The 20,778-nt window shown below is 70.9% G+C and carries 19 protein-coding genes and 1 pseudogene; 13 read left to right on the top strand and 7 right to left on the bottom strand.

Annotation, left to right across the window (positions count from 1 at the left end; translation table 11 throughout):
- Positions 1–20 precede the first annotated feature (20 nt).
- A complete protein-coding gene (locus tag AB0P24_RS15040) occupies positions 21–677 on the bottom strand; it encodes a class I SAM-dependent methyltransferase (protein WP_365793919.1) in 657 nt (218 codons plus the stop codon).
- A 260-nt stretch (positions 678–937) separates the two neighbouring features.
- On the opposite strand from AB0P24_RS15040, the gene AB0P24_RS15035 reads away from it, so the two are divergent.
- From AB0P24_RS15035 to AB0P24_RS14995, 9 genes are all read left to right on the top strand, one after another.
- The gene (locus AB0P24_RS15035) at positions 938–2,155 is read left to right on the top strand and encodes an amidohydrolase (protein WP_234535372.1); all 1,218 of its coding nucleotides are present in this window, start codon (positions 938–940) and stop codon (positions 2,153–2,155) included.
- 384 nt (positions 2,156–2,539) lie between these two features.
- Entirely contained in the window at positions 2,540–3,571 is a 1,032-nt protein-coding gene (locus AB0P24_RS15030) for a BMP family ABC transporter substrate-binding protein (RefSeq protein WP_365793917.1), read from the top strand.
- Between the two features lie 243 nt (positions 3,572–3,814).
- The gene (locus AB0P24_RS15025; RefSeq protein ID WP_365793915.1) at positions 3,815–4,864 is read left to right on the top strand and encodes a BMP family ABC transporter substrate-binding protein; all 1,050 of its coding nucleotides are present in this window, start codon (positions 3,815–3,817) and stop codon (positions 4,862–4,864) included.
- Positions 4,865–5,385: 521 nt separating this feature from the next.
- Positions 5,386–7,098 (top strand): ABC transporter ATP-binding protein, encoded by a 1,713-nt coding sequence (locus AB0P24_RS15020; protein WP_365794024.1) that lies wholly within the window; start codon positions 5,386–5,388, stop codon positions 7,096–7,098.
- Positions 7,095–8,216, top strand: coding sequence for an ABC transporter permease (locus AB0P24_RS15015; RefSeq protein ID WP_365793913.1), 1,122 nt, complete (start codon positions 7,095–7,097; stop codon positions 8,214–8,216). Before AB0P24_RS15020 ends, AB0P24_RS15015 begins: the two co-directional genes overlap by 4 nt.
- Positions 8,216–9,478 (top strand): ABC transporter permease, encoded by a 1,263-nt coding sequence (locus AB0P24_RS15010; RefSeq protein ID WP_365793911.1) that lies wholly within the window; start codon positions 8,216–8,218, stop codon positions 9,476–9,478. The genes AB0P24_RS15015 and AB0P24_RS15010 overlap by 1 nt, the downstream gene beginning before the upstream one ends.
- Positions 9,475–9,879, top strand: a complete 405-nt coding sequence (locus AB0P24_RS15005; RefSeq protein WP_365793909.1) for a cytidine deaminase — start codon at positions 9,475–9,477, stop codon at positions 9,877–9,879. The genes AB0P24_RS15010 and AB0P24_RS15005 overlap by 4 nt, the downstream gene beginning before the upstream one ends.
- Before the next feature lie 80 nt (positions 9,880–9,959).
- Entirely contained in the window at positions 9,960–11,237 is a 1,278-nt protein-coding gene (locus tag AB0P24_RS15000) for a thymidine phosphorylase (RefSeq protein WP_365794022.1), read from the top strand.
- A gap of 95 nt (positions 11,238–11,332) precedes the next feature.
- The gene (locus AB0P24_RS14995) at positions 11,333–11,917 is read left to right on the top strand and encodes a Uma2 family endonuclease (RefSeq protein ID WP_365793907.1); all 585 of its coding nucleotides are present in this window, start codon (positions 11,333–11,335) and stop codon (positions 11,915–11,917) included.
- A gap of 8 nt (positions 11,918–11,925) precedes the next feature.
- Here the strand turns inward: AB0P24_RS14995 and AB0P24_RS14990 are convergent, their stop codons facing one another.
- Positions 11,926–12,846, bottom strand: coding sequence for an AEC family transporter (locus tag AB0P24_RS14990; RefSeq protein ID WP_365793905.1), 921 nt, complete (start codon positions 12,844–12,846; stop codon positions 11,926–11,928).
- A 195-nt stretch (positions 12,847–13,041) separates the two neighbouring features.
- Between AB0P24_RS14990 and AB0P24_RS14985 the strand changes: the two are divergent.
- A pseudogene (locus tag AB0P24_RS14985) lies at positions 13,042–13,248 on the top strand (hypothetical protein); the annotation flags it as partial.
- 30 nt (positions 13,249–13,278) lie between these two features.
- Here the strand turns inward: AB0P24_RS14985 and AB0P24_RS14980 are convergent.
- Both AB0P24_RS14980 and AB0P24_RS14975 read right to left on the bottom strand, forming a co-directional pair.
- On the bottom strand, positions 13,279–14,292 hold the full coding sequence (locus tag AB0P24_RS14980) for a sigma-70 family RNA polymerase sigma factor (protein ID WP_365793903.1): 1,014 nt from the start codon (positions 14,290–14,292) through the stop codon (positions 13,279–13,281).
- Positions 14,293–14,550: 258 nt separating this feature from the next.
- Entirely contained in the window at positions 14,551–15,819 is a 1,269-nt protein-coding gene (locus AB0P24_RS14975) for an MFS transporter (RefSeq protein ID WP_365793901.1), read from the bottom strand.
- A gap of 62 nt (positions 15,820–15,881) precedes the next feature.
- Here AB0P24_RS14975 and AB0P24_RS14970 point away from each other — a divergent pair, with 62 nt between their 5' ends.
- Positions 15,882–16,835 carry a LysR family transcriptional regulator gene (locus AB0P24_RS14970; protein ID WP_365793899.1) on the top strand — a complete coding sequence of 318 codons (954 nt, stop codon included), beginning with the start codon at positions 15,882–15,884 and terminating at the stop codon, positions 16,833–16,835.
- Positions 16,836–16,936: 101 nt separating this feature from the next.
- Here AB0P24_RS14970 and AB0P24_RS14965 read toward each other — a convergent pair whose 3' ends face one another.
- Positions 16,937–17,698 carry a prolyl oligopeptidase family serine peptidase gene (locus AB0P24_RS14965; protein ID WP_365793897.1) on the bottom strand — a complete coding sequence of 254 codons (762 nt, stop codon included), beginning with the start codon at positions 17,696–17,698 and terminating at the stop codon, positions 16,937–16,939.
- Between the two features lie 123 nt (positions 17,699–17,821).
- Here AB0P24_RS14965 and AB0P24_RS14960 point away from each other — a divergent pair, with 123 nt between their 5' ends.
- On the top strand, positions 17,822–18,979 hold the full coding sequence (locus AB0P24_RS14960) for an adenosine deaminase (RefSeq protein WP_365793895.1): 1,158 nt from the start codon (positions 17,822–17,824) through the stop codon (positions 18,977–18,979).
- 151 nt (positions 18,980–19,130) lie between these two features.
- Complete coding sequence (locus AB0P24_RS14955; RefSeq protein WP_365793893.1) at positions 19,131–19,472, top strand: ATP-binding protein; 342 nt, start codon at positions 19,131–19,133, stop codon at positions 19,470–19,472.
- Between the two features lie 83 nt (positions 19,473–19,555).
- On the opposite strand, the gene AB0P24_RS14950 is transcribed toward AB0P24_RS14955, so the two are convergent.
- Both AB0P24_RS14950 and AB0P24_RS14945 read right to left on the bottom strand, forming a co-directional pair.
- On the bottom strand, positions 19,556–19,756 hold the full coding sequence (locus tag AB0P24_RS14950; protein ID WP_181805292.1) for a PspC domain-containing protein: 201 nt from the start codon (positions 19,754–19,756) through the stop codon (positions 19,556–19,558).
- Between the two features lie 95 nt (positions 19,757–19,851).
- On the bottom strand, positions 19,852–20,403 hold the full coding sequence (locus tag AB0P24_RS14945) for a VanZ family protein (RefSeq protein WP_365793891.1): 552 nt from the start codon (positions 20,401–20,403) through the stop codon (positions 19,852–19,854).
- Positions 20,404–20,778 lie beyond the last annotated feature (375 nt).

The following is a 20,778-nucleotide window of genomic DNA, read 5'->3' as shown; positions in this document are numbered from 1 at the left end:
TCGGCGGACCCGCCCCCGGCTCAGCCCGGCTTGCGGGCCAGGACGAACGCCCGGGGCCACTTCTCCGACTCCACCGGCTCCCGGATCAGGGTCGCCGCCACCTCCAGGCCCGCCTTGGCGAGCATGTCGCCCACCGCGTACGCGGGACGCCAGTAGTAGCGCAGGTCGATCTCGTGGCCGAAGCGCTCGGTGAGGTGGAGGCCGGGTGATTCGCCCTTCTGGAAGGCCAGCAGGACGTGGCCGCCGGGAACCAGGACGCGGTGGAAACCGGCGAAGGTCGCCGGCAGGTGGTCGTCGGGGATGTGGATGATCGAGTAGAGGGCGAGGATGCCGCCGAGGGTCTCGTCGGGCAGGTCCAGGGAGGTCATGGAGCCCCGGTGGAACCGGACGGCGGGGTGGGCCTCGCGGGCCAGGGCGACCATGGCGGGCGAGAGGTCGATGCCGAAGGCCTGGACACCCAGGTCGTTCAGGTGCGCCGTGAAGTCGCCGGGGCCGCTGCCCAGGTCGGCCACGGGGGCGGTGCCGTTCGCCTTCACCAGCGTGGCGAAGGCGGCGATCATCGACATGTCCACCGGCCGTTCGGGCAGGCCGGGGAAGGCGGCGCGGTAGTCCTTGGCGAACGCGTCGTAGGACGTACGGGTGGTCTGTATGAAGTCGGGTGTTTCCGAGTCCGTCACGGTCGCGCACGCTACCGGGCGGGCGTGGCCCGCGTGGCGAAGTCGCGGTTGCGGCTCGGTCCCGTTTCGGTAGGTGGACAGGACGCGCGTGATCGTCGCCAGGCGTGGTATCCGTGGAAGAGGAAACATAAGTGTTACCCAGCCACGTCCGGCGTCATGCGTCCGCGGTCAGATTTTCTTCCCCTAACGGGCTGAAGTTTTGTTGATCTCGGGTCAGGTGACCCTTCGGGCGTCCTACCCTTCAGAGGGTGAACCAATTGATGTCCCAAGAGACCGAGGCCGACCTTCCCGGGGATGTGCTCCCCGGCGTGCTCAGCGAGGAACTGCACGCCGAACTCGTCGCCTTCCGCCGCGACCTGCACATGCACCCCGAACTGGGCAACCAGGAGTTCCGCACCACGGCCGCCATCAAGGAACGGCTGGAAAAGGCCGGTCTGCGGCCGCGTGTCCTCCGCTCGGGGACCGGCCTCCTCTGTGACATCGGGCCGGTCGGGGACGGGCTTCCGGTGCTCGCCCTGCGCGCCGACATCGACGCCCTGCCCATCCCGGACATGAAGACCGAGTGCGCGTACCGGTCCACCGTGCCGGACCGGGCGCACGCCTGCGGGCACGACGTGCATACGACCGTGGTGCTGGGCGCCGGGCTGGTCCTCGCCGAGCTGCACGAGCGGGGGCAGCTGCCGCGGCCCGTACGGCTGCTCTTCCAGCCCGCCGAGGAGGTGCTGCCCGGCGGTGCCGCCGACGCCATCGAGTCCGGGGTGCTGGACGGGGTGGGGCGGATTATCGCCGTGCACTGCGACCCCCGGGTGGACGTGGGGCGGATCGGGCTCAGGACCGGGGCCATCACCAGCGCCTGCGACCGCATCGAGGTGGCCCTGGACGGGCCCGGCGGGCACACCGCGCGGCCGCACCTGACGACCGACCTGGTCACCGCCGCCGCCCGGGTCGCCGTCGACGTGCCGGCGCTCATCGGCCGGCGCGTGGACAGCCGCAGCGGGCTCGCCGTGACCTGGGGCCGGATCGAGTGCGGGCACGCGCCCAACGTGATCCCCCAGCACGCCGAGCTGTCCGGGACCGTGCGCTGCCTGGACCTGGAGGCCTGGCGGCAGGCCCCGGACGTGGTGCACGCGGCGATCGACGAGGTCGCCACCATGCACCGGGCCAAGTCCGAGATCAACTACGTGCGCGGGGTGCCGCCGGTCGTCAACGACCCGGTGGTCACCGAACTGCTGCGGGACGCGATGACCGCCCGCCGCGGCACCGACTCCATCGAGACCACCGAGCAGAGCCTCGGCGGCGAGGACTTCTCCTGGTACCTGGAGCACGTGCCGGGCGCGCTGGCGCGGCTCGGGGTGCGCACGCCGGGCGACCGGATCGCGCGCGACCTGCACCAGGGTGACTTCGACGCCGACGAGCGGGCCATCACCGTCGGGGTGGAGCTGTTCACGGCCGCCGCCCTGATCGACGCGACCATGTAGCCGTATCGACGGCAGGCGCTCCGACGGCAGTCGTGCCGGACGGGGGAAACGGCCGGGGGAAACGGCTGTGGGAGAAGCGGTCGGATTCCCGTATGTCGCGTGAGTTCCGCAGGGGGCGAAGAGGTGCCCGGTCGGTACCTCTTCGCCCCCTTGTGTCACCCCGTCGTAACCGGCGGCCGTCGCTTGTAACCCGGAGTCGGCACGGTTCGATAACGGCCCGGAGAAACCCCGTTCCCCTCCCCTTCTACGCGCGTTACTGTGCGCCGAAATCGCCACCGAGGGTGGACGGTTGGGGAAGCGGGCCGAAGACGGTGCCGTGGGGACGAAGGGGTGCTTGTTGTGCGTACTATCTCGGGTCGGAGGACTCGGTTCTCCCAAGCTGCGGTGACCGTTGCCGTCATCGCCCTCGCGGCCGCCGGGTGCGGCAAGTCCAGCCAGGACAGCGGTGCGACCAGCACCAACTCGTCCGGCAAGTACAACGGCAAGGGCATCGGCCTCGCCTACGACATCGGCGGCAAGGGCGACCAGTCCTTCAACGACGCCGCCTTCGCCGGTTTCCAGAAGGCCGAGAAGGAGTTCGGCATCGGCGGCCGGGACATCGAGCCGCAGGACGGCGAGTCCGACGCCGACAAGGTGCAGCGCCTGGACACGCTGGCCAAGGCCGGTTACAACCCGATCATCGGGGTCGGCTACTCCTACGCGCCCGCCGTCAAGGAGGTCGCCGCCAAGTACCCGAACATCACCTTCGGCATGATCGACGACTCGACGATCCAGGCGAAGAACGTCGTCGACATGGTGTTCGCCGCCGAGCAGTCCTCGTACCTGGCCGGCGTCGCGGCCGCCTCCGCGACCAAGAAGGACCACATCGGGTTCATCGGCGGCGTGGACATCCCCCTGATCCACACCTTCGAGGCCGGTTTCGACCAGGGCGCCAAGGCCGTCAACCCGAAGATCAAGATCGAGTCGCAGTACCTGACCCAGACCGCGGCCGAGGGCGGCTTCTCCAGCCCCGACAAGGGCAAGACCGCGGCCCAGGGCCAGATCGACGCCGGCGCCGACGTCATCTACCACGCGGCCGGCCTCTCCGGCCAGGGCGTGATCGAGGCCGCCGCCACCGACAAGGTGTGGGCGATCGGCGTCGACTCCGACCAGTACTCGCAGGACGCCCTCGCGAAGTACAAGGACTACATCCTCGGCTCGGCGCTGAAGAACGTCGGCGGCGCCGTGTACGACCTGGTGAAGTCGGTCTACGAGGGCAAGCCGGAGAGCGGCACCGTCGAGGGCACCCTCAAGACCGGTGGCGTCGGCTTCGCGGACACCAACCCGAAGTACAAGGCCATGACCAAGGTCGTCGCCGCGGTCGACAAGGCCAAGCAGGACATCATCGACGGCAAGGTCACCGTCAACACGAAGTGACGCGGCACATACAAAGCGCCCGGTGAGCGGCCGTACCCCTGTGTACGGCCGCCCGACGGCGTCGCGGTCGGCGCGCCCCTTGCCTCCTGCAAGGGGCGCGATGCTGTCCGTAACCTTGGCCGTGCCTGTGGCCACAGCTAGATAACGGACCGGACATTGGGGGTTTTCCGTCTGGTCTACGCGCGTTACGCTGCCGCGGAACCAGCGCCTGGTTTGGGCGCTTGCACGAAGGAGTCTCGTTCCATGCGCCGGGTGTCCCGAATCGCCGTTGCGGGCGTTGCAACCGCAGCTCTTGCCGTCACCGTCTCAGCGTGCGGCAACTCGTCCAGCTCGTCCACCGGCAAGGCCGGTGCGTCCAAGGGTGTCGGTCTCGCGTACGACGTCGGCGGCAAGGGCGACCAGTCCTTCAACGACGCCGCGTACGCCGGCTTCCAGAAGGCCGACCAGGAGTTCGGCGTCACCGGCCGGGACATCGAGCCGCAGGACGGCGAGTCGGACGCGGACAAGGTGCAGCGGCTGGAGACCCTGGCCAAGTCCGGCTACAACCCCGTGATCGGCGTCGGCTTCGCCTACGCGCCCGCCGTCAAGGAGGCCGCCGCGAAGTTCCCGAAGGTCACCTTCGGCATCATCGACGACAACCAGGACCAGGCGAGCAACATCGCCGACATGGTCTTCCACGAGGAGCAGTCCTCGTACCTGGCCGGCGTCACCGCCGCGCTGACCACCAAGTCGAACACCGTCGGCTTCATCGGCGGCGTGGACGTCCCGCTGATCCACAAGTTCGAGGCGGGCTTCGAGCAGGGCGTCAAGGACACCAAGAAGAACGTCACGGTCAAGGCCCAGTACCTGACCCAGACCGCCCAGGAGGGCGGCTTCTCCAGCCCCGACAAGGGCGAGGCCGCCGCCGAGGGCCAGATCGGCGCCGGTGCCGACGTGGTCTACGCCGCCGCCGGTCTCTCCGGCCAGGGCGTCATCAAGGCCGCCGCCGCGCACAAGGTGTGGGCGATCGGCGTCGACTCCGACCAGTACAACCAGGCCGCGCTGTCGAAGTACAAGAACTACATCCTGACCTCGGCCCTCAAGAACGTCCAGGGCGCGGTGTACGACCTGGCCAAGTCGGTCATCAAGGACAAGAAGCCGCTGTCCGGCGAGATCCGCGGCTCCCTGAGCAACGGTGGCGTCGGCCTGGCCGACTCCAACCCGGTCTTCAAGAACAACGCCACCCTTCAGGCCGCGATCAAGAAGGCCGAGGACGGCATCAAGAACGGCTCCATCACGGTCAAGACCTCCTGACCCAGGAGTCATGACCTTGTCCCAGGCATGGTCAAAGAGGCGCCGTAATGGCAGCGTTACGGCCACGGAACGGGGTGCGGGAAGGATGTTCTTCCCGTGCCCTGGCCGTAGATCCGGGACTCCGTAGATCCGGGCGGGATCCCGGGCGCGGGTCCGGGTGACCGGTCGGTGGTCCCGGGCGCGGTCCGGGGCGTCTGCCGGTGGTCCCGGGCGCGGGTCCGGCGGACCTGTCGGGGGGTTCGGGGCCTGGGTGCGGGGGGTCCGGGCGGATCCCTGGACGCGGATCCGAGAGTTCGGTCAGGAATCTCGGGTGCGTGGCGGGGAGACCGGCCGGTGACCCGGGTGTGCGGGGCCGGGAGATCCTTGAGAGATCCCGGGAACAGCGGCAGGGGCAACCCTCGTTCGCGCGGCAGAATGCTCGGAACGGATCGAGAGACGAAAAAACTCGGTCAGGTCCGGGCACTATTTAAAGCAGGGGCGCTACGCGCGTAGAGCGACCCCTTTCCCGAGGAGAGTGCGCCATCGACGCGTCCAGCAGCCCTCCGCTCACCGCAGAGACGACAGCCGCGGTCGAGCTGGCAGGGATCACCAAGCGATTCCCGGGTGTCGTGGCCAACCACGACATCCACCTGTCCGTCCGCAGGGGCACCGTGCATGCCCTGGTCGGCGAGAACGGGGCCGGCAAGTCGACCCTGATGAAGATCCTCTACGGCATGCAGAAGCCGGACGAGGGCACCATCGCGGTCGACGGCGAGCAGGTCTCCTTCTCGTCCCCGGCCGACGCCATCGCGCGCGGCATCGGCATGGTCCACCAGCACTTCATGCTGGCCGACAACCTGACGGTGCTGGAGAACGTCGTGCTCGGCAGCGAGAAGCTGTACGGCATCGGCGGCAACGCCCGGAAGAAGATCAAGGAGATCTCCGACCGGTACGGGCTCGGCATCCGCCCGGACGCCCTGGTCGAGGACCTCGGTGTCGCCGACCGGCAGCGCGTGGAGATCCTCAAGGTCCTCTTCCGCGGCGCCAAGATCCTGATCCTCGACGAGCCCACCGCCGTCCTCGTCCCGCAGGAGGTCGACGCGCTCTTCGACAACCTGCGCGAGCTGAAGTCCGAGGGCCTCTCGGTCATCTTCATCTCCCACAAGCTCGGCGAGGTGCTGTCCGTCGCCGACGACATCACCGTCATCCGGCGCGGCACGACGGTCGGCACGGTGATCCCGTCCGAGACCACGCCCCGTCAGCTCGCCGAGCTGATGGTCGGCAGCGAGCTGCCCACCCCGGAGACCGCCGAGTCCACCGTCACCGACCAGGCCGTCGTCACGGTGAAGAACCTCACCGTCTACGCCGGCGGCGCCTCCCTCGGCGAGCTCGGCGCGCAGCCCGAGACCGCCACGGCCGGCTCGGCCGGCGCCACCGCGCGCGGCGACGTCCTCGACGAGGCCACCACCCCCGGCGCCGCCAAGCGCGTCCTCGACGACGTCTCCTTCACCATCCACGCCGGTGAGGTCATGGGCATCGCAGGCGTCGAGGGCAACGGCCAGACCGAGCTGATCGACGCGCTCATCGGCACCCGGAACGCCGACTCCGGCGCGATCGAGTTCCTCGGCGAGGACATCACCGGCTGGCAGACCCGCAAGCGGCGCGAGTCCGGCGTCGGCTACATCCCCGAGGACCGCCACCGCCAGGGCCTGCTCCTGGAGTCCCCGCTCTGGGAGAACCGCATCCTCGGCCACGTCACCGAGAAGCCCAACGCGAAGGGCTTCTGGCTGGACATCAAGGGCGCCCAGGCCGACACCCGCCGGATCGTCGAGGAGTTCGACGTCCGCACCCCCGGCATCGACGTCACCGCCGCCTCCCTCTCCGGCGGCAACCAGCAGAAGCTGATCGTCGGCCGCGAGATGAGCCACAACCCGAAGTTCCTGATCGCCGCCCACCCCACCCGCGGGGTGGACGTCGGCGCCCAGGCGCAGATCTGGGACCGCATCCGGGAGGCCCGCCGCGAGGGCCTGGCCGTGCTGCTGATCTCCGCCGACCTGGACGAGCTCATCGGCCTGTCGGACACCCTGCGGGTGATCTTCGACGGAAAGCTGGTCGCGGACGCCGACCCGGCCACCATCACCCCGGAGGAACTGGGCTCCGCCATGACGGGTGCCGCGTCCGGCCACCTGGAACACGTAGACACCGCCCCAGAAGGAAACGAAGGCGCCGCCGGTCCGGAGGACGAGGCCCGATGAAGAAGTTCGACAAGGAGCGCGTGCTCCTCGCGCTGGCCGGCCCGGCCATCGCGCTCGTCCTGGCGATCGCCCTGACCTCGATCGTGCTGCTCGCCTCGAACCGCAACCCGTTCGAGCCGTACGCGCTGATGCTCCAGCAGCTGCCGTACTCGGACATCCAGGTCCTGATCATCAACCAGGCGGCGATGTACTACATCGCGGCCATCGCGGTCGCCCTCGGCTTCCGCATGAACCTGTTCAACATCGGCGTCGACGGCCAGTACCGCCTCGCCGCCGTGATGACGGCCGTGGTCGGCGCCAACGTCGGCCTGCCCGCCTTCCTGCAGATCCCGATGCTGCTCCTGGTCGCCATGCTCACCGGCGCCTTCTGGGCCGGTGTCGCGGGCGTCCTCAAGGTCACCCGAGGGGTCAGCGAGGTCGTCGCCACGATCATGCTGAACGCCATCGCCACCAGCGTCATCGGCTACGTCACCCTCTCCGACGTGTGGGGCGTCCAGGTCGGCAACAACATGACGACCGGCGTGATGAAGAAGTCCGGCTGGTTCCCCGGCATCAACCTGGGCTCCGACGTCGGCGAGATCTACGGCATGGTCTTCGTCGCCATAGCCCTCGGCATCGGCTACTGGATCGTCCTCAACCGCACCCGCTTCGGCTTCGACCTGCGCGCCACCGGCGCCTCCGAGTCCGCCGCGGCCGCCTCCGGCGTCGACGCCAAGCGCATGGTCCTGGTCTCCATGCTGATCTCCGGCGCCGTCTCCGGCCTCGCGGGCCTCCCGCTGCTGCTCGGCGACTCCCACACCTACAGCCTCGACTTCCCGGCCGGTCTCGGCTTCACCGCCATCGGTATCGCCCTGCTCGGCCGCAACAACCCCGGCGGCATCGCCTTCGCCGCCCTGCTGTGGGCCTTCCTCGACAAGGCCTCGCCCGCCCTCGACTACGCGACCCCGGTGGCGTACGAGAAGGAGATCGCCACGATCATGCAGGGCCTGATCGTCTTCTCCGTCGTCATCTCCTACGAAGCCGTACGGCAGTGGGGTCTGCGCCGCCAGCAGCGCCAGGTCGGCGCGGAGCTCGCCGCGGCCGCCGCCCAGAACACCAAGAAGGAGGTGGCGGCCTGATGCCCACCGCGACCATCGCCAAGCCGCAGGCGAAGCAGCCCGGCAAGGGCGGCCGCCGAATGTCGCTCCCGGTACTCCTGCTGGTCATCGCCGGCGTACTGGTCCTCACCTCGGCCGTGCGCCTCATCACCGGCGCCGAGGGCATCACCTCGACCGGCCAGATGTCCACCGCGCTGCGCCTCGCCGTCCCCATCGGCCTCGCCGGTCTCGGGGGTCTGTGGGCCGAGCGCGCGGGCGTCGTCAACATCGGCCTCGAAGGCATGATGATCCTGGGCACCTGGTTCGGCGCCTGGGCCGGCTACCAGTGGGGCCCCTGGACCGGCGTGGTCTTCGGCATCCTCGGCGGCGCGCTCGGCGCCCTGCTGCACGCCGTCGCCACCGTCACCTTCAACGTCAACCACATCGTCTCCGGTGTGGCCCTGAACATCCTCGCCCTGGGCGCCACCCGCTACCTCTCGAAGTTCACCTTCGAGAACGCCGAGGGCGGCTCCTCCAAGCAGTCCCCGCCGATCGACTCGCTGGGCACCTTCAGCGTCCCCGGCCTGTCGGACTGGCTGGACACGCTCAACGGGAAGCACTGGTTCCTGGTCTCGGACCTCGCGGGCCTGGTCGGCGGTCTGCTGACCGACCTGTCCCCGCTGACGGTGATCGCGGTGGCCCTCGTACCGATCACGTGGTGGGTGCTGTGGCGCACCGCCTTCGGCCTGCGCCTGCGCTCCTGCGGCGAGAACCCGGTGGCGGCCGAGTCCCTCGGCGTCAACGTCTACAAGTACAAGTACATCGCGGTGATCATCAGCGGTGGCTTCGCGGGCCTCGGCGGCGCGTTCCTCTCGATCGTCGCCTCCAACGTCTACCTGGACGGCCAGACCGCCGGCCGCGGTTACATCGGCCTCGCCGCGATGATCTTCGGCAACTGGATGCCGGGCGGCCTCGCCCTCGGCGCGGGCCTGTTCGGCTACACCGACAGCCTCAACCTGCGCGGCGGCACGGTGAACGTCCACGCGCTGATCCTGCTGATCGCGATCCTGCTGGTGTTCGGCGCGGCCTACCTGGCCTGGCGCAAGAAGTACGTCCCGGCGGTGATCACCATCGTGATCTCGGTCCTGATGTTCATCTGGTACGCCTCCACCAACGAGGTCCCGCGCCAGCTCGTGACCGCGACCCCGTACATCGTCACCCTCCTGGTGCTCTCGCTGTCTGCGCAGTCCCTGCGGATGCCGAAGGCGGACGGCCTGCCCTACCGGAAGGGACAGGGCAAGTGACCGGCGCGGCCGCCGGCTTCGACTGGGAGGCCCTGCGCGCCGAGGCGCGGGAGGCCATGTCCCACGCCTACGCGCCGTACTCCGGCTACCCCGTCGGGGTGGCCGCCCTGGTGGACGACGGCCGTACGGTCTCCGGCTGCAACGTGGAGAACGCGTCGTACGGCCTCGGCCTGTGCGCCGAGTGCGGACTGGTCTCCGAGCTCCAGCGCACGGGCGGCGGCCGCCTCACGCACTTCACCTGCGTGGACGGCACGGGCGGCCTCCTCGTCCCGTGCGGCCGCTGCCGCCAGCTGCTCTACGAGTTCGGCGGCCCGGACCTCCTCCTGGACACCCCGGAGGGCGTCCTGCCCCTCTCCGAGATGCTGCCCCAGGCCTTCGGCCCGGCCCATCTCACCAAGTAACTCCCGTACGGCCCCTCCCTGCCCGGCGCGCGGAGGGGCCGTACGCTTCGCACCTCTTCGAAGGGAACGCCATGGCCACCATGGACGCCATCTCCGTCATCCGCACCAAGCGGGACCGCGGTGAACTCAGCGACGAGCAGATCGACTGGGTCATCGACGCGTACACGCGTGGCGAGGTCGCCGACGAGCAGATGTCGTCGCTCGCCATGGCCATCCTGCTGAACGGCATGAACCGCCGGGAGATCGCCCGCTGGACCGCCGCGATGATCGCCTCCGGCGAGCGCATGGACTTCTCCTCGCTGTCCCGCCCGACCGCCGACAAGCACTCCACGGGCGGCGTGGGCGACAAGATCACCCTGCCGCTGGCGCCCCTGGTGGCCGCCTGCGGCGCGGCCGTTCCGCAGCTCTCGGGCCGCGGCCTCGGCCACACCGGCGGCACCCTCGACAAGCTGGAGTCGATCCCCGGCTGGCGCGCCCTGCTCTCCAACGAGGAGATGCTGGCGGTGCTGGACGGCACCGGCGCGGTGATCTGCGCGGCAGGCGACGGCCTGGCCCCCGCCGACAAGAAGCTGTACGCGCTCCGCGACGTCACCGGCACGGTCGAGGCGATCCCGCTGATCGCCTCCTCCATCATGTCCAAGAAGATCGCCGAGGGCACGGGTTCACTGGTCCTGGACGTGAAGGTCGGGACGGGTGCCTTCATGAAGACCCTGGCCGACGCCCGCGAACTCGCCTCGACCATGGTGGGCCTCGGCACCGACCACGGGGTGAAGACGGTCGCGCTGCTGACGGACATGTCGACGCCGCTGGGCCTGACGGCGGGCAACGCGCTGGAGGTCCGCGAGTCGGTGGAGGTCCTCGCCGGCGGCGGCCCCGCCGACGTCGTCGAACTGACCCTCGCGCTGGCCCGCGAGATGCTCGACGCGGCCGGTGTGAAGGACGCGGACCCGGCGAAGGCGCTGGCCGACGGCTCGGCGATGGACGTCTGGCGCCGCATGATCGCGGCCCAGGGCGGCGACCCGGACGCGGCGCTCCCGGTCGCGAGGGAACAGCACGTCATCAAGGCGCCGTCGTCCGGCGTGCTGACCCGCCTCGACGCCTACGGCATCGGCGTCGCCGCCTGGCGCCTGGGCGCGGGCCGGGCCCGCAAGGAGGACCCGGTGCAGGCGGGCGCGGGCGTCGAACTGCACGCCAAGCCCGGCGACCCGGTGACGGCGGGCCAGCCCCTGCTCACCCTGCACACGGACACCCCGGAGCGCTTCGAGTACGCGCTCCAGGCGGTGGAGGGGGCGTACGACATCGCGGCGGCCGGTACGGCGTTCACGGCGTCGCCCGTCGTGCTGGAACGTATCGCCTGACCAGGGGATTGCCCGATCGGGTGAACGGGATCGGTGGACCCGCGCCGGTCCCGTTCGGCATGCTGGGATCGGTGACGCAACCGAAGGAGACCGCCATGAGCGCACTCCCCGTGGGCCACGACCCCGAGCAGAGCTGGGACGACCTCGTCCAGTTCTGGGAGGAGATGGAATGGCCCGAGGGCAGCAAGGTGGAGATCATCGAGGGGATCGTCACCGTGTCACCTGCTCCCGCCTCCCGCCACAACGTGATCGCGGCGCGCATCCAGCGCCGCCTCTACAGCGTGGTCCCCGACGACTTGGAGATCTTCCAGACACTGGCCATCGCGGTGCCGTCGCGCCTGGGCATGCTCATCCCCGACCTGGTGGTGGCACCTGTACAGGATTGTGTGGAGGCGGAGTCCCACATCCCCGCCGCCCTCGCCGAACTCGTCGTCGAGGTCACCTCCAAGTCCAACGCCCGGCACGACCGCGTCAGCAAGCCGGCCGCCTACGCCACCGCAGGTATCCCCCTCTACCTCCTGATCGACCGCTGGGCCCCCGGCGGCCCCACCGCGACGCTCTGCGGCGAGCCGAAGGGCGACGTCTACCGGGTCCTCCGTGCCGTCAAGTTCGGCGATCCCATCGAGCTGCCGGAGCCGTTCGGCCTCACGATCGACACCGGTGAGTTTCCCGTCGACTGACCGGCTCGTCACCCCAGCAGCGCCGCCACGACCACCAGCACCGGCACCGACAGCACCGTCGACAGCAGGATCGAGTCCCGGGCCAGTTCCTCGCCCACCCGGTAGGCGCCGGCGTACGTGTACAGGTTCTGGGCGGCCGGCAGCGCCGACGTCACCGTCACGTCGAGCAGAGGCGCCCCGCGCAGGCCGAAGACGGCCGACGCCAGGGCCCAGGCGACCAGGGGCTGGGCCACCGCCTTCAGGGCGACGGACAGGAACACCGCGTGGCGGTCGCGGCCCCGGCCGGGGAGCGTGCTGCCCCGCAGGGAGATGCCGAAGGCGAGCAGCACGGCCGGTACGGACATGTTGCCGATCAGGGTGAGCGGGTCCAGCACCGGGCCGGGGACACGGATGCCGAACGCCGACACGGCGACGCCGGACAGTGAGCCGACGGCTATCGGGTTGCGGAGCGGAGTCAGCAGGCGGCGCCACCACGGGCCCTTCTCGCCCATGCCCGACAGGTCGAGGATCGTGAGAGCGATCGGGGTGAGGACGACCACCTGGAAGAGCAGCACCGGTGCCACCAGAGACGCGTCGCCCAGGACGTACACGGCGATCGGGATCCCCAGGTTGCCCGAGTTGACGTAGCTGGAGCACAGCGCGCCGATCGTCGTACGACCCACGCCCCAGTGCCGTACGACACCCACCGTCACGAACGCGCCCGCCGCCGCTGCCGTGCTCAGGGCCGTCACCAGCAGGCGGCTGGAGAAGATCACCGCCAGGTCGGCCTTCGCGAGCAGGGTGAAGAGGAGGGCGGGGGAGGCGACGTGGAAGGCGAGTTTGGTGAGGACCTCGCGACCGCCCGCCCCCAGATGGCCGCCGCGACCGAGGCCGTAGCCGACGGCGATGACGATCGCGATGACCGCGAAGCCGCTCAACACCCCCTGCACGGAACCCCCTTGCGGGGGAGGAGACCGCGGGGTGTCCGGGGCGGCGCTGATCCGCGAGGTGATCCGTGGGACATGCACCTAACCCTCGGGTCCGGTCAGTCGCAGGTCAACGGCGTGACCTGGTGATCTGCGCGACGCGGTGGGAGCCCGCCGTCCTGCCGATGAGTTGTCGGGCCGTGGCCGGTCTACCGGTACGTGGATGCCGTGACCCCCGCCGTACTCGTGCTGTCCGGCCCCGTCGCCAGGGACGAGGTGCCGGGGCTCTGCGACGACGTGCGCGAGCTGCTCGGGGGCACCGGGGCCGGGGTCGTCGTCTGCGATGTGGCCGGTCTCGGGCCGCCGGGCCTGGCGGCCGTCGACCTGCTGGCGCGGCTGGAGCTGGCGGCCCGGCGGGCCGGCGGGCGGATACGGCTCCGCCACCCCGACCCGGCGCTACGCTCCCTCCTCCGTTTCGTCGGCCTCGGCCTCCAGGTGGAGGGGGAGGCCGAAGAGCGGGAACCAGCGCTTGGTGTCGAGGAAGAAGTGGAACCCGGTCAGCCGGCCGTCCGAGATCTCCAGGACCTGGACGGACCAGGGGCTCCACCCGCCGGTGTCCGGGTCGGGCTTGTACTGGGCGAACCCGGGCAGGCCGTTGACCTGGACCGGGAACAGCCGTGAGCCCTCGCAGGCGGAGCCGAGGGTGGTCATGAAGCCGGTGATGTCGTCGTGACCGGTGAGCCACAGGTCGAACGGCGGCATCGTCATGATGGCGTCCTCGTGGAGCAGCGCCGTCAGCGCCGCCATGTCGTAGCCCTCGAAGGCGGCGACATAGCGCTCCAGGAGCTTTCGCTGCTCCTCGTCGAGCGGGTCGGAGACCTCGGCGGCGGCGCCCGACTGCCGCCGCTCGGCCAGCGTGGCCCGGGCCCGCTGCAACGCGCTGTTGACCGACGCCACGGTGGTGCCGAGCAGCTCGGCCACCTCGTTGGCCCGCCACGCCAGCACCTCGCGCAGGATCAGCACCGCCCGCTGCTTGGGCGGCAGTTGCTGGAGGGCGGCCATGAAGGCCAGCCGGATGGACTCCTTGGCCACGGCCGCCTCCGCCGGGTCGTCCACGGTCGGCAGCACGCGTGCGTCGGGCACCGGCTCCAGCCAGGTGTTGTCGGGCCGGGGGAAGAGCGCCGCCTGGGCGAGCGGCGTCGACTCACTGAGGTCCATCGGCCGGGCCCGCTTGCTGCCCGCGCCGAGCATGTCCAGGCACACGTTCGTCGCGATCCGGTACAGCCACGACCGCAGACTGGAGCGGCCCTCGAATTTCTCGTAGCTCCGCCAGGCCCGCACGAGCGTGTCCTGCACCGCGTCCTCGGCCTCGAACGACGAGCCGAGCATGCGGTAGCAGTACCCCGTCAGCTCGGTCCGGTACTTCTCCAGTGCGACGTCCAGCTCCGCCGTCGCCGTGCTGTCACTCATCGTGCCGTCCACCCACCCCTGTGGCCGTTCCTGTCCGCGCACCGTCGCGCCCCAGCACTTCGGAAGCTATCGCAGGGGACTGACAATGGCCCCTGGAGTGGGGAAACGTGCAGGTGAGGAGTGGGGCGCCCAAGGGGGTGGGGTGCGCGGTCGGGTGGCGGGTGCGGGTGCGTCGTGGCTGGTCGCGCAGTTCCTCCCCCGGCCTTCGGCCGGGGTACCCCCAGCGCCCCTGACGGGGCGCTTCGGTCGGGGCGCTGATCAGTGGGCGTTCGCCAGGACCTGCCTGCGGGCTGCGACCGAGCCCAGGACCGTGATGGCCACGACGCCCAGGATCGCGAGCAGTCCTACCCCGACCGTGCCGGCCCAGCCGCTCGCGTGGAAGGCCAGCGCGCCGACCGTGCTGCCCGCGCTGGAGCCGATGTAGTACGCGGACTGGTAGAGGGCCGAGGCCTGGGCGCGGCCGTGGGCCGCCGTCTTGCTGACCGCCGAGGAGGCCACCGCGTGGCCCGCGAAGAAGCCCGCGGTGATCAGGACCAGGCCCAGCAGGACCAGGGGGAGCGAGTCGGCCAGGGAGAGGAGGAGGCCGGTGGCCGTGGTGCCGCCGGCCAGGTAGAGGGCTCCGCGGCGGCCCAGGCGGCCGACCAGACGGCCGGCCGTCGACGCCGACACCGTGCCGACCAGGTAGACCAGGAAGATCGAGCCGATGACGCCCTGGGGGAGCGAGAAGGGCTCCTGGGTCAGGCGGTAGCCGATCACCGTGTAGACGCCGCCGAAGACGGTCATGAACAGCGCGCCGATCGCGTACAGGCGGCGCAGCAGCGGGTCGGCCAGGTGGTCGCTGACCGTGCCGAGCAGCCGGCGCGGGTGCAGCGAGCCCGCCCTGAAGTGCCGCGGCGCGGGAAGGAGCAGCCGGAAGGCGACGGCGCAGCCGACCGCGATCACGCCGATCGTGCCCACGGCCACCCGCCAGCCCCACTCCTGCGCGACCCAGCCGGTGATGACCCGGCCGCTCATCCCGCCGACGCTGTTGCCCGCGACGAACAGGCCGATGGCCGTGACCAGCGCCCTGGGGCGGACCTCCTCCGCCAGATAGGCCTGCGCCGACGCCGGCACACCGGCCAGCGCCGCGCCCTGGACGCCACGCAGCACGATCAGTACGCCCAGGGAGGGCGCGAAGGGGACCAGCAGACCGACGGTCACCGCGACCGCCAGCGACGCCGTCATGACCGTACGCCGCCCGAAGCGCTCGGAGAGGGCGCTCATCGGGATGACGAACAGCGCCAGGCCGCCGGTCGCCGCCGCCACCGTCCAGCTCGCGTCGCTCGCGGACACGCCGTAGCCGTCCGAGATCAGCGGGAGCAGGGCCTGCGTGGAGTAGAGGAGGGCGAAGGTCGCGACACCGGCGAGGAAGAGCGCGAAGCTCATCCGGCGGTAGCCGGGACCGCCGGGGGTCAGACGCGAGTCGGCGGCGGGGACGGACGTGACGGCGCCCACGACGGTGGACGCCCCGGTACTGGCGGGAGACATGCTTCGAACGTACGGACCCCGCGCTCATCCGTCCAATGCACGGAATCGCCATAATCGATCCCATGGAGCATCAGCAGAGGCCGGCGGGGCGCCTGTCACCGTACGGTGACACAGAAGACATGACGATGTTGCTGGCGCCCCGCCTCGCGTACTTCGCCGGCGTGGCCCGCACGGAGCACGTCACCAGGGCCGCCCAGGAACTCGACGTCCCCCAGTCCACCCTCTCGCGCGCGATCGCCCGCCTGGAGCAGGACCTGGGCGTCGACCTCTTCACCCGGCACGGCCGGACCGTCTCCCTCACCCCCGCCGGCCGCACCTTCCTCACCTCGGTCGAGCGCGCCCTGGCCGAGGTCCGGCGCGCCGCCGACGAGGTCCGCGCCGACGCCGACCCCACGACGGGCAAGGTCGCCTTCGGCTTCCTGCACACCATGGGCGCGGAAACCGTCCCCGGCCTCCTCCAGGCCTTCCGCGTCGACCACCCCCGCATCCGCTTCAGCCTCGTCCAGAACTACGGCGAGGCGATGCTCGAGAAGCTGCGCGCGGGCGAGCTGGACCTGTGCCTGACCTCCCCGGTACCGGACGCCCCCGACCTGGTCGGCCGCCGCCTCGACGAACAGAAGCTGCGCCTGGTGGTGCCCGCGGACCACCCGCTGGCCGCCCGCAAGCGGGTCCGCCTGGCCGAGGCCGCCGACGAGACGTTCGTGACCCTGGAGCCGGGCTACGGCCTGCGCCGCATCACCGACGACCTGTGCAAGGAAGCCGGCTTCCGGCCGCGCGTCGCCTTCGAGGGGGAGGAGGCGGAGACGCTGAGGGGGCTGGTGGCGGCGGGGCTGGGGGTGGCGCTCCTGCCCCCGCCGGTGTTCCCCCGCCCGGGAGTCGCGGAACTGACGGTCACGGCCCCGAGAGCGGCGAGGGAGATCGGCGTGGCATGGCTGGACGGCCATCCGGACACCCCGCCGGTGGCGGCCTTCAAGAAGTTCCTGCTGTCGAGAAGGGGCAACCTGCTTCCCGCCTAGCGACAGCGCGCCCCTTCAGGGGCGCTGGGGGTACCCCCCGGCCGAAGGCCGGGGGAGGAACCGCGCAAGACCACCCACGACCCGCACCCCGTCACCGAACGTCAGCGCCTGCGAAGCGACCTTCCGAAGCCCGCGGCAAGGGGCATCCGCAACCCGATCGGCGGCGGCGCGGCCAGCGCGTCCTCCACGGGCCGCGACACCGCCCGCCCGTACAGCGCCCCCATCACGAAGTCCGACACGAGCGCGAGGACTTCGTCCCGGTGCTGGTGCAGCCCGTGTCCGTCCGAGTGCACCTCGAACCGGCACACCTCCCGGTTCGCCTTCTTCGCGCGCGCCGCCAGCCGGAACGACAGCTCCGGATCGGTCCGCTCGTCGTTCGTGCCGTGCACGATCAGCACCCGCCGCCCCACCAGCTGCCGAACCGGTTCCTCGGGCGCCGCGTTCGCCTCCGGCAGCCAAGGAGCGATGGAGACGACGGAGTTGACGGCCTCGTGGCCGCCCGCGTGCAGCGCGGCCCGGCCGCCCATCCCCACGCCCAGCAGGCACACCGGCACGTCGCCGTACCGCCGTACCACCTCGTCCGCCGCCCAGTTCGCGTCCCCCGCCAGATGTGCCTCGCTGCCGTTCCAGCCGCGATAGCGGTAGTGGACGACGTGCGCGGCCAGCCCCTCGTCCCGGCCGTCACGGGCGAGCCGGCGGCCGAGCGCGCGGACGAAGGACGTCGCCCATACGAGGGACGGCTTGCGCGCGGAGACCTCCTCCCCGCCGGGAAGGAGCAGGACCGCCCCGCTCACCGTCGTCGGCTCCTGGCCGACTGCCCTGCCCAGGCTGGCCGTTCGGACCGGCGTCGCTTGCTGTGCCATGACAGAACAGTGTCAGAAGACGCGGTGCACGCGACCCGTCGGTGCGGTCACCATTGCATATCGACGGGCACGTAAATCTCCGAGTACCGAGCGATCTACGCGCGTAGGAGTTAGAGTGCGGAAATGACGAGCCAGAGCACCGCGAACACCCCGACGCCGGACCAGATCCGCCGGGCGCCGAAGGTTCTGCTGCACGACCACCTCGACGGCGGCCTGCGTCCGGGCACCGTCGCCGACCTCGCCCGGGAGACCGGGTACGCCGGCCTCCCCGAGACCGACCCGGACAAACTCGGGATCTGGTTCCGCGAGGCCGCCGACTCCGGTTCGCTGGAGCGGTACCTGGAGACGTTCTCGCACACCGTCGGGGTCATGCAGACCCGGGACGCCCTCGTCCGGGTCGCCCGCGAGTGCGCCGAGGACCTCGCCGAGGACGGCGTCGTCTATGCCGAGGTGCGCTACGCCCCCGAGCAGCACCTGGAGCGGGGGCTGACCCTCGAAGAGGTCGTCGAGGCCGTCAACGAGGGCTTCCGGCAGGGCGAGGCGCTCGCCCGGGAGAACGGCCGGCGGATCCGGGTCGGCGCCCTGCTCACCGCCATGCGGCACGCGGCCCGCTCCCTGGAGATCGCCGAGCTCGCCAACCGCTACCGGGACCTGGGCGTCGTCGGCTTCGACATCGCCGGCGCCGAGGCGGGCTACCCGCCCACCCGGCACCTCGACGCCTTCGAGTACCTCAAGCGCGAGAACAACCACTTCACCATCCACGCCGGTGAGGCCTTCGGGCTGCCGTCCATCTGGCAGGCGTTGCAGTGGTGCGGCGCCGACCGGCTCGGGCACGGCGTGCGGATCATCGACGACATCCAGGTCCGCGAGGACGGCACGATCAAGCTCGGCCGGCTCGCGTCGTACGTCCGCGACAAGCGGATCCCGCTGGAGCTGTGCCCCAGCTCCAATCTCCAGACCGGGGCCGCCGACTCCTATGCCGAGCACCCGATCGGGCTGCTGCGCCGGCTGTACTTCCGGGCCACCGTGAACACCGACAACCGGCTGATGTCCGGGACCAGTATGAGCCGGGAATTCGAGCATCTCGTCGAGGCGTTCGGTTACACGCTCGACGACTTGCAGTGGTTCTCCGTCAATGCGATGAAATCAGCGTTCATTCCTTTCGATGAACGACTCGCCATGATCAATGACGTCGTGAAGCCGGGTTATGCGGAGCTGAAATCCGAATGGCTGTTCCCGCAGGCCGCCTCCACCAGCGGTTCTGCCGACGCGGAGGGCTGACCGGGCCTCCGTGCGGGGAACGGAAAGCGGACGGACCTTCACCAGCCGTCCGCATTTCGGTGTTTGCGGCGGACGGCCCGGCATGTTTACGGTCGGGGACCGCTCAGCGTGTTTCCGATCCCCGTCACCGCATTCCAAGGACGCATTTACCATGAAGCAGTCTGCTGCCAAGACCCTCGGTGTCGCCGCCCTCGGTGCCGCCTTCGCGGCCGTCGGCGCGGGCGCGGCCGACGCGGCCCCGGCCGTCCCGGACGCCTCGCAGGCCCTGGACGCCGTCACCAGGACGCTGCCGGCCGAGCAGGTCACCACGGCCGTGCCGGGGGCCGGAGCGGCCGTCCAGCAGGGGCAGACCGCCCTCGGCGGCGGACTGACCGCCGTCCAGCACGGCCTCGCCGGCGGCCCCACCAAGCCCGGCGGCGGTCTCCTCGGCGGACTGCCGGTGCAGGGCCTGCCCGCGCACGGCCTGCCGGTCAACGGGATTCCGCTCGGCTGATCTCTCCCCCAGCCGACCGGCAACGCCGTTGGGGCGCCCCGGAAACCTCCGGAGCGCCCCAACGGCGTTGTCGTACAACCCGGTCACCAGGCGGTGGAGGCCTTCTCCTCCGAGGGGAGGAGGATCCACAGTGCTATGTAGAGCAGGAACTGCGGGCCCGGCAGCAGGCAGGACAGCAGGAAGATCACCCGCATCGTCGTCGCGGAGGTGCCGAAGCGCCGGGCCAGCGCGGCGCACACTCCGCCGATCATGCGGCCATGGGTGGGGCGGGCGAGGCTGGACATCTGCGGCTCCTTCGTGAGCGTCTGTTCCGAGGCGGCTCCTGCGGCCCCTCATCCGATGTCCACAGTACGCAGACGAACCAGGGCGAAGCGTCGCTCTACGGGGCGATCCCGACCCTGGGAATCGTCGGGGTACGACCCTGAGCCGCTTCCTCCTGGGGGAGGGCGGCGGGCCGCTGCCGCTCACCCCGCCGACGGAGCCGGGAGCGGCCCGCCGGCACCACCGCCAGATGCGCGATGACGACACCGGCCGTGTTGAGGAGTATCGAGTCGACGTCCACCACCCGGCCCGGCACCCCGGTCTGCAACAGGGCGATCCCCAGCGAGATCAGGGCACCCGCGGTGGCCGAACTGATCAGGGAGGCGAGCGGGGAGACCCGGAGTCTGCCGTGGGCCATCGGCAGCAGTACCCCGAGCGGGGCGAGCAGCGCGAGCCCCTCCCCGATCCGGTGGGCCGCCTCCCGCCAGCCCAGCGCCAGGTCGGCGCGGATACCGGCGAAGGGGTGCAGGTTGGCGGGCATCACCCAGGGCACGTCCAGCGGCCGCAGCATCAGCCAGGCGACGAACGCGAGGTGTGCGGCAAGGAGGACACCCCCTGCCACACGGAAGCGGATCGCGGCGCTGCCGCCGATGGAGCCTTGACGCTGCACGCACCCCAAGACGCGCCCACGCACACGATCGGTTCCGGATACGGGAGTGAGGCCTCCAACACACGCCCCCCAGAACGCGCCCCGCCCGGCACGCGCGACTGCATCGATGTGCGGCACCGACAGCGCCCCGTCACGGGCCGGGCCTGGGCTGTATCGACATGCGGAGCCGACAGCGCCCCGTCAGGGGCCGGGCCTGGGCTGTATCGACATGCGGAGCCGACAGCGCCCCGTCAGGGGCCGGGCCAGGGCTGTATCGACGTGCGGCACCGACAGCGCCCCGTCACGGGCCGGGCCAGGGCTGTATCGACATGCGGAGCCGACAGCGCCCCGTCACGGGCCGGGCCCAGGCTGTATCGACATGCCGCACCGACAGCG

Source organism: Streptomyces sp. NPDC086519, from assembly GCF_040686075.1.
GTDB lineage: Bacteria > Actinomycetota > Actinomycetes > Streptomycetales > Streptomycetaceae > Streptomyces > Streptomyces shenzhenensis.
The sequence above is the reverse complement of the archived record's forward strand: the minus strand, read 5'-3'. Positions and strand labels throughout refer to the sequence as shown.

Bases quoted from the DNA above. Each gene is read 5' to 3' on its own strand.
- AB0P24_RS14980 (WP_365793903.1), bottom strand. From the start codon at position 14,292: ATGAGTGACAGCACGGCGACGGCGGAGCTGGACGTCGCACTGGAGAAG.
- AB0P24_RS14970 (WP_365793899.1), top strand. From the start codon at position 15,882: ATGGAGCATCAGCAGAGGCCGGCGGGGCGCCTGTCACCGTACGGTGAC.
- AB0P24_RS14950 (WP_181805292.1), bottom strand. From the start codon at position 19,756: ATGTCCAGCCTCGCCCGCCCCACCCATGGCCGCATGATCGGCGGAGTG.
- AB0P24_RS15015 (WP_365793913.1), top strand. From the start codon at position 7,095: ATGAAGAAGTTCGACAAGGAGCGCGTGCTCCTCGCGCTGGCCGGCCCG.
- AB0P24_RS14995 (WP_365793907.1), top strand. From the start codon at position 11,333: ATGAGCGCACTCCCCGTGGGCCACGACCCCGAGCAGAGCTGGGACGAC.
- AB0P24_RS14965 (WP_365793897.1), bottom strand. From the start codon at position 17,698: ATGGCACAGCAAGCGACGCCGGTCCGAACGGCCAGCCTGGGCAGGGCA.
- AB0P24_RS15000 (WP_365794022.1), top strand. From the start codon at position 9,960: ATGGACGCCATCTCCGTCATCCGCACCAAGCGGGACCGCGGTGAACTC.
- AB0P24_RS14975 (WP_365793901.1), bottom strand. From the start codon at position 15,819: ATGTCTCCCGCCAGTACCGGGGCGTCCACCGTCGTGGGCGCCGTCACG.
- AB0P24_RS14960 (WP_365793895.1), top strand. From the start codon at position 17,822: ATGACGAGCCAGAGCACCGCGAACACCCCGACGCCGGACCAGATCCGC.
- AB0P24_RS15010 (WP_365793911.1), top strand. From the start codon at position 8,216: ATGCCCACCGCGACCATCGCCAAGCCGCAGGCGAAGCAGCCCGGCAAG.
- AB0P24_RS15035 (WP_234535372.1), top strand. From the start codon at position 938: ATGTCCCAAGAGACCGAGGCCGACCTTCCCGGGGATGTGCTCCCCGGC.
- AB0P24_RS14955 (WP_365793893.1), top strand. From the start codon at position 19,131: ATGAAGCAGTCTGCTGCCAAGACCCTCGGTGTCGCCGCCCTCGGTGCC.
- AB0P24_RS15025 (WP_365793915.1), top strand. From the start codon at position 3,815: ATGCGCCGGGTGTCCCGAATCGCCGTTGCGGGCGTTGCAACCGCAGCT.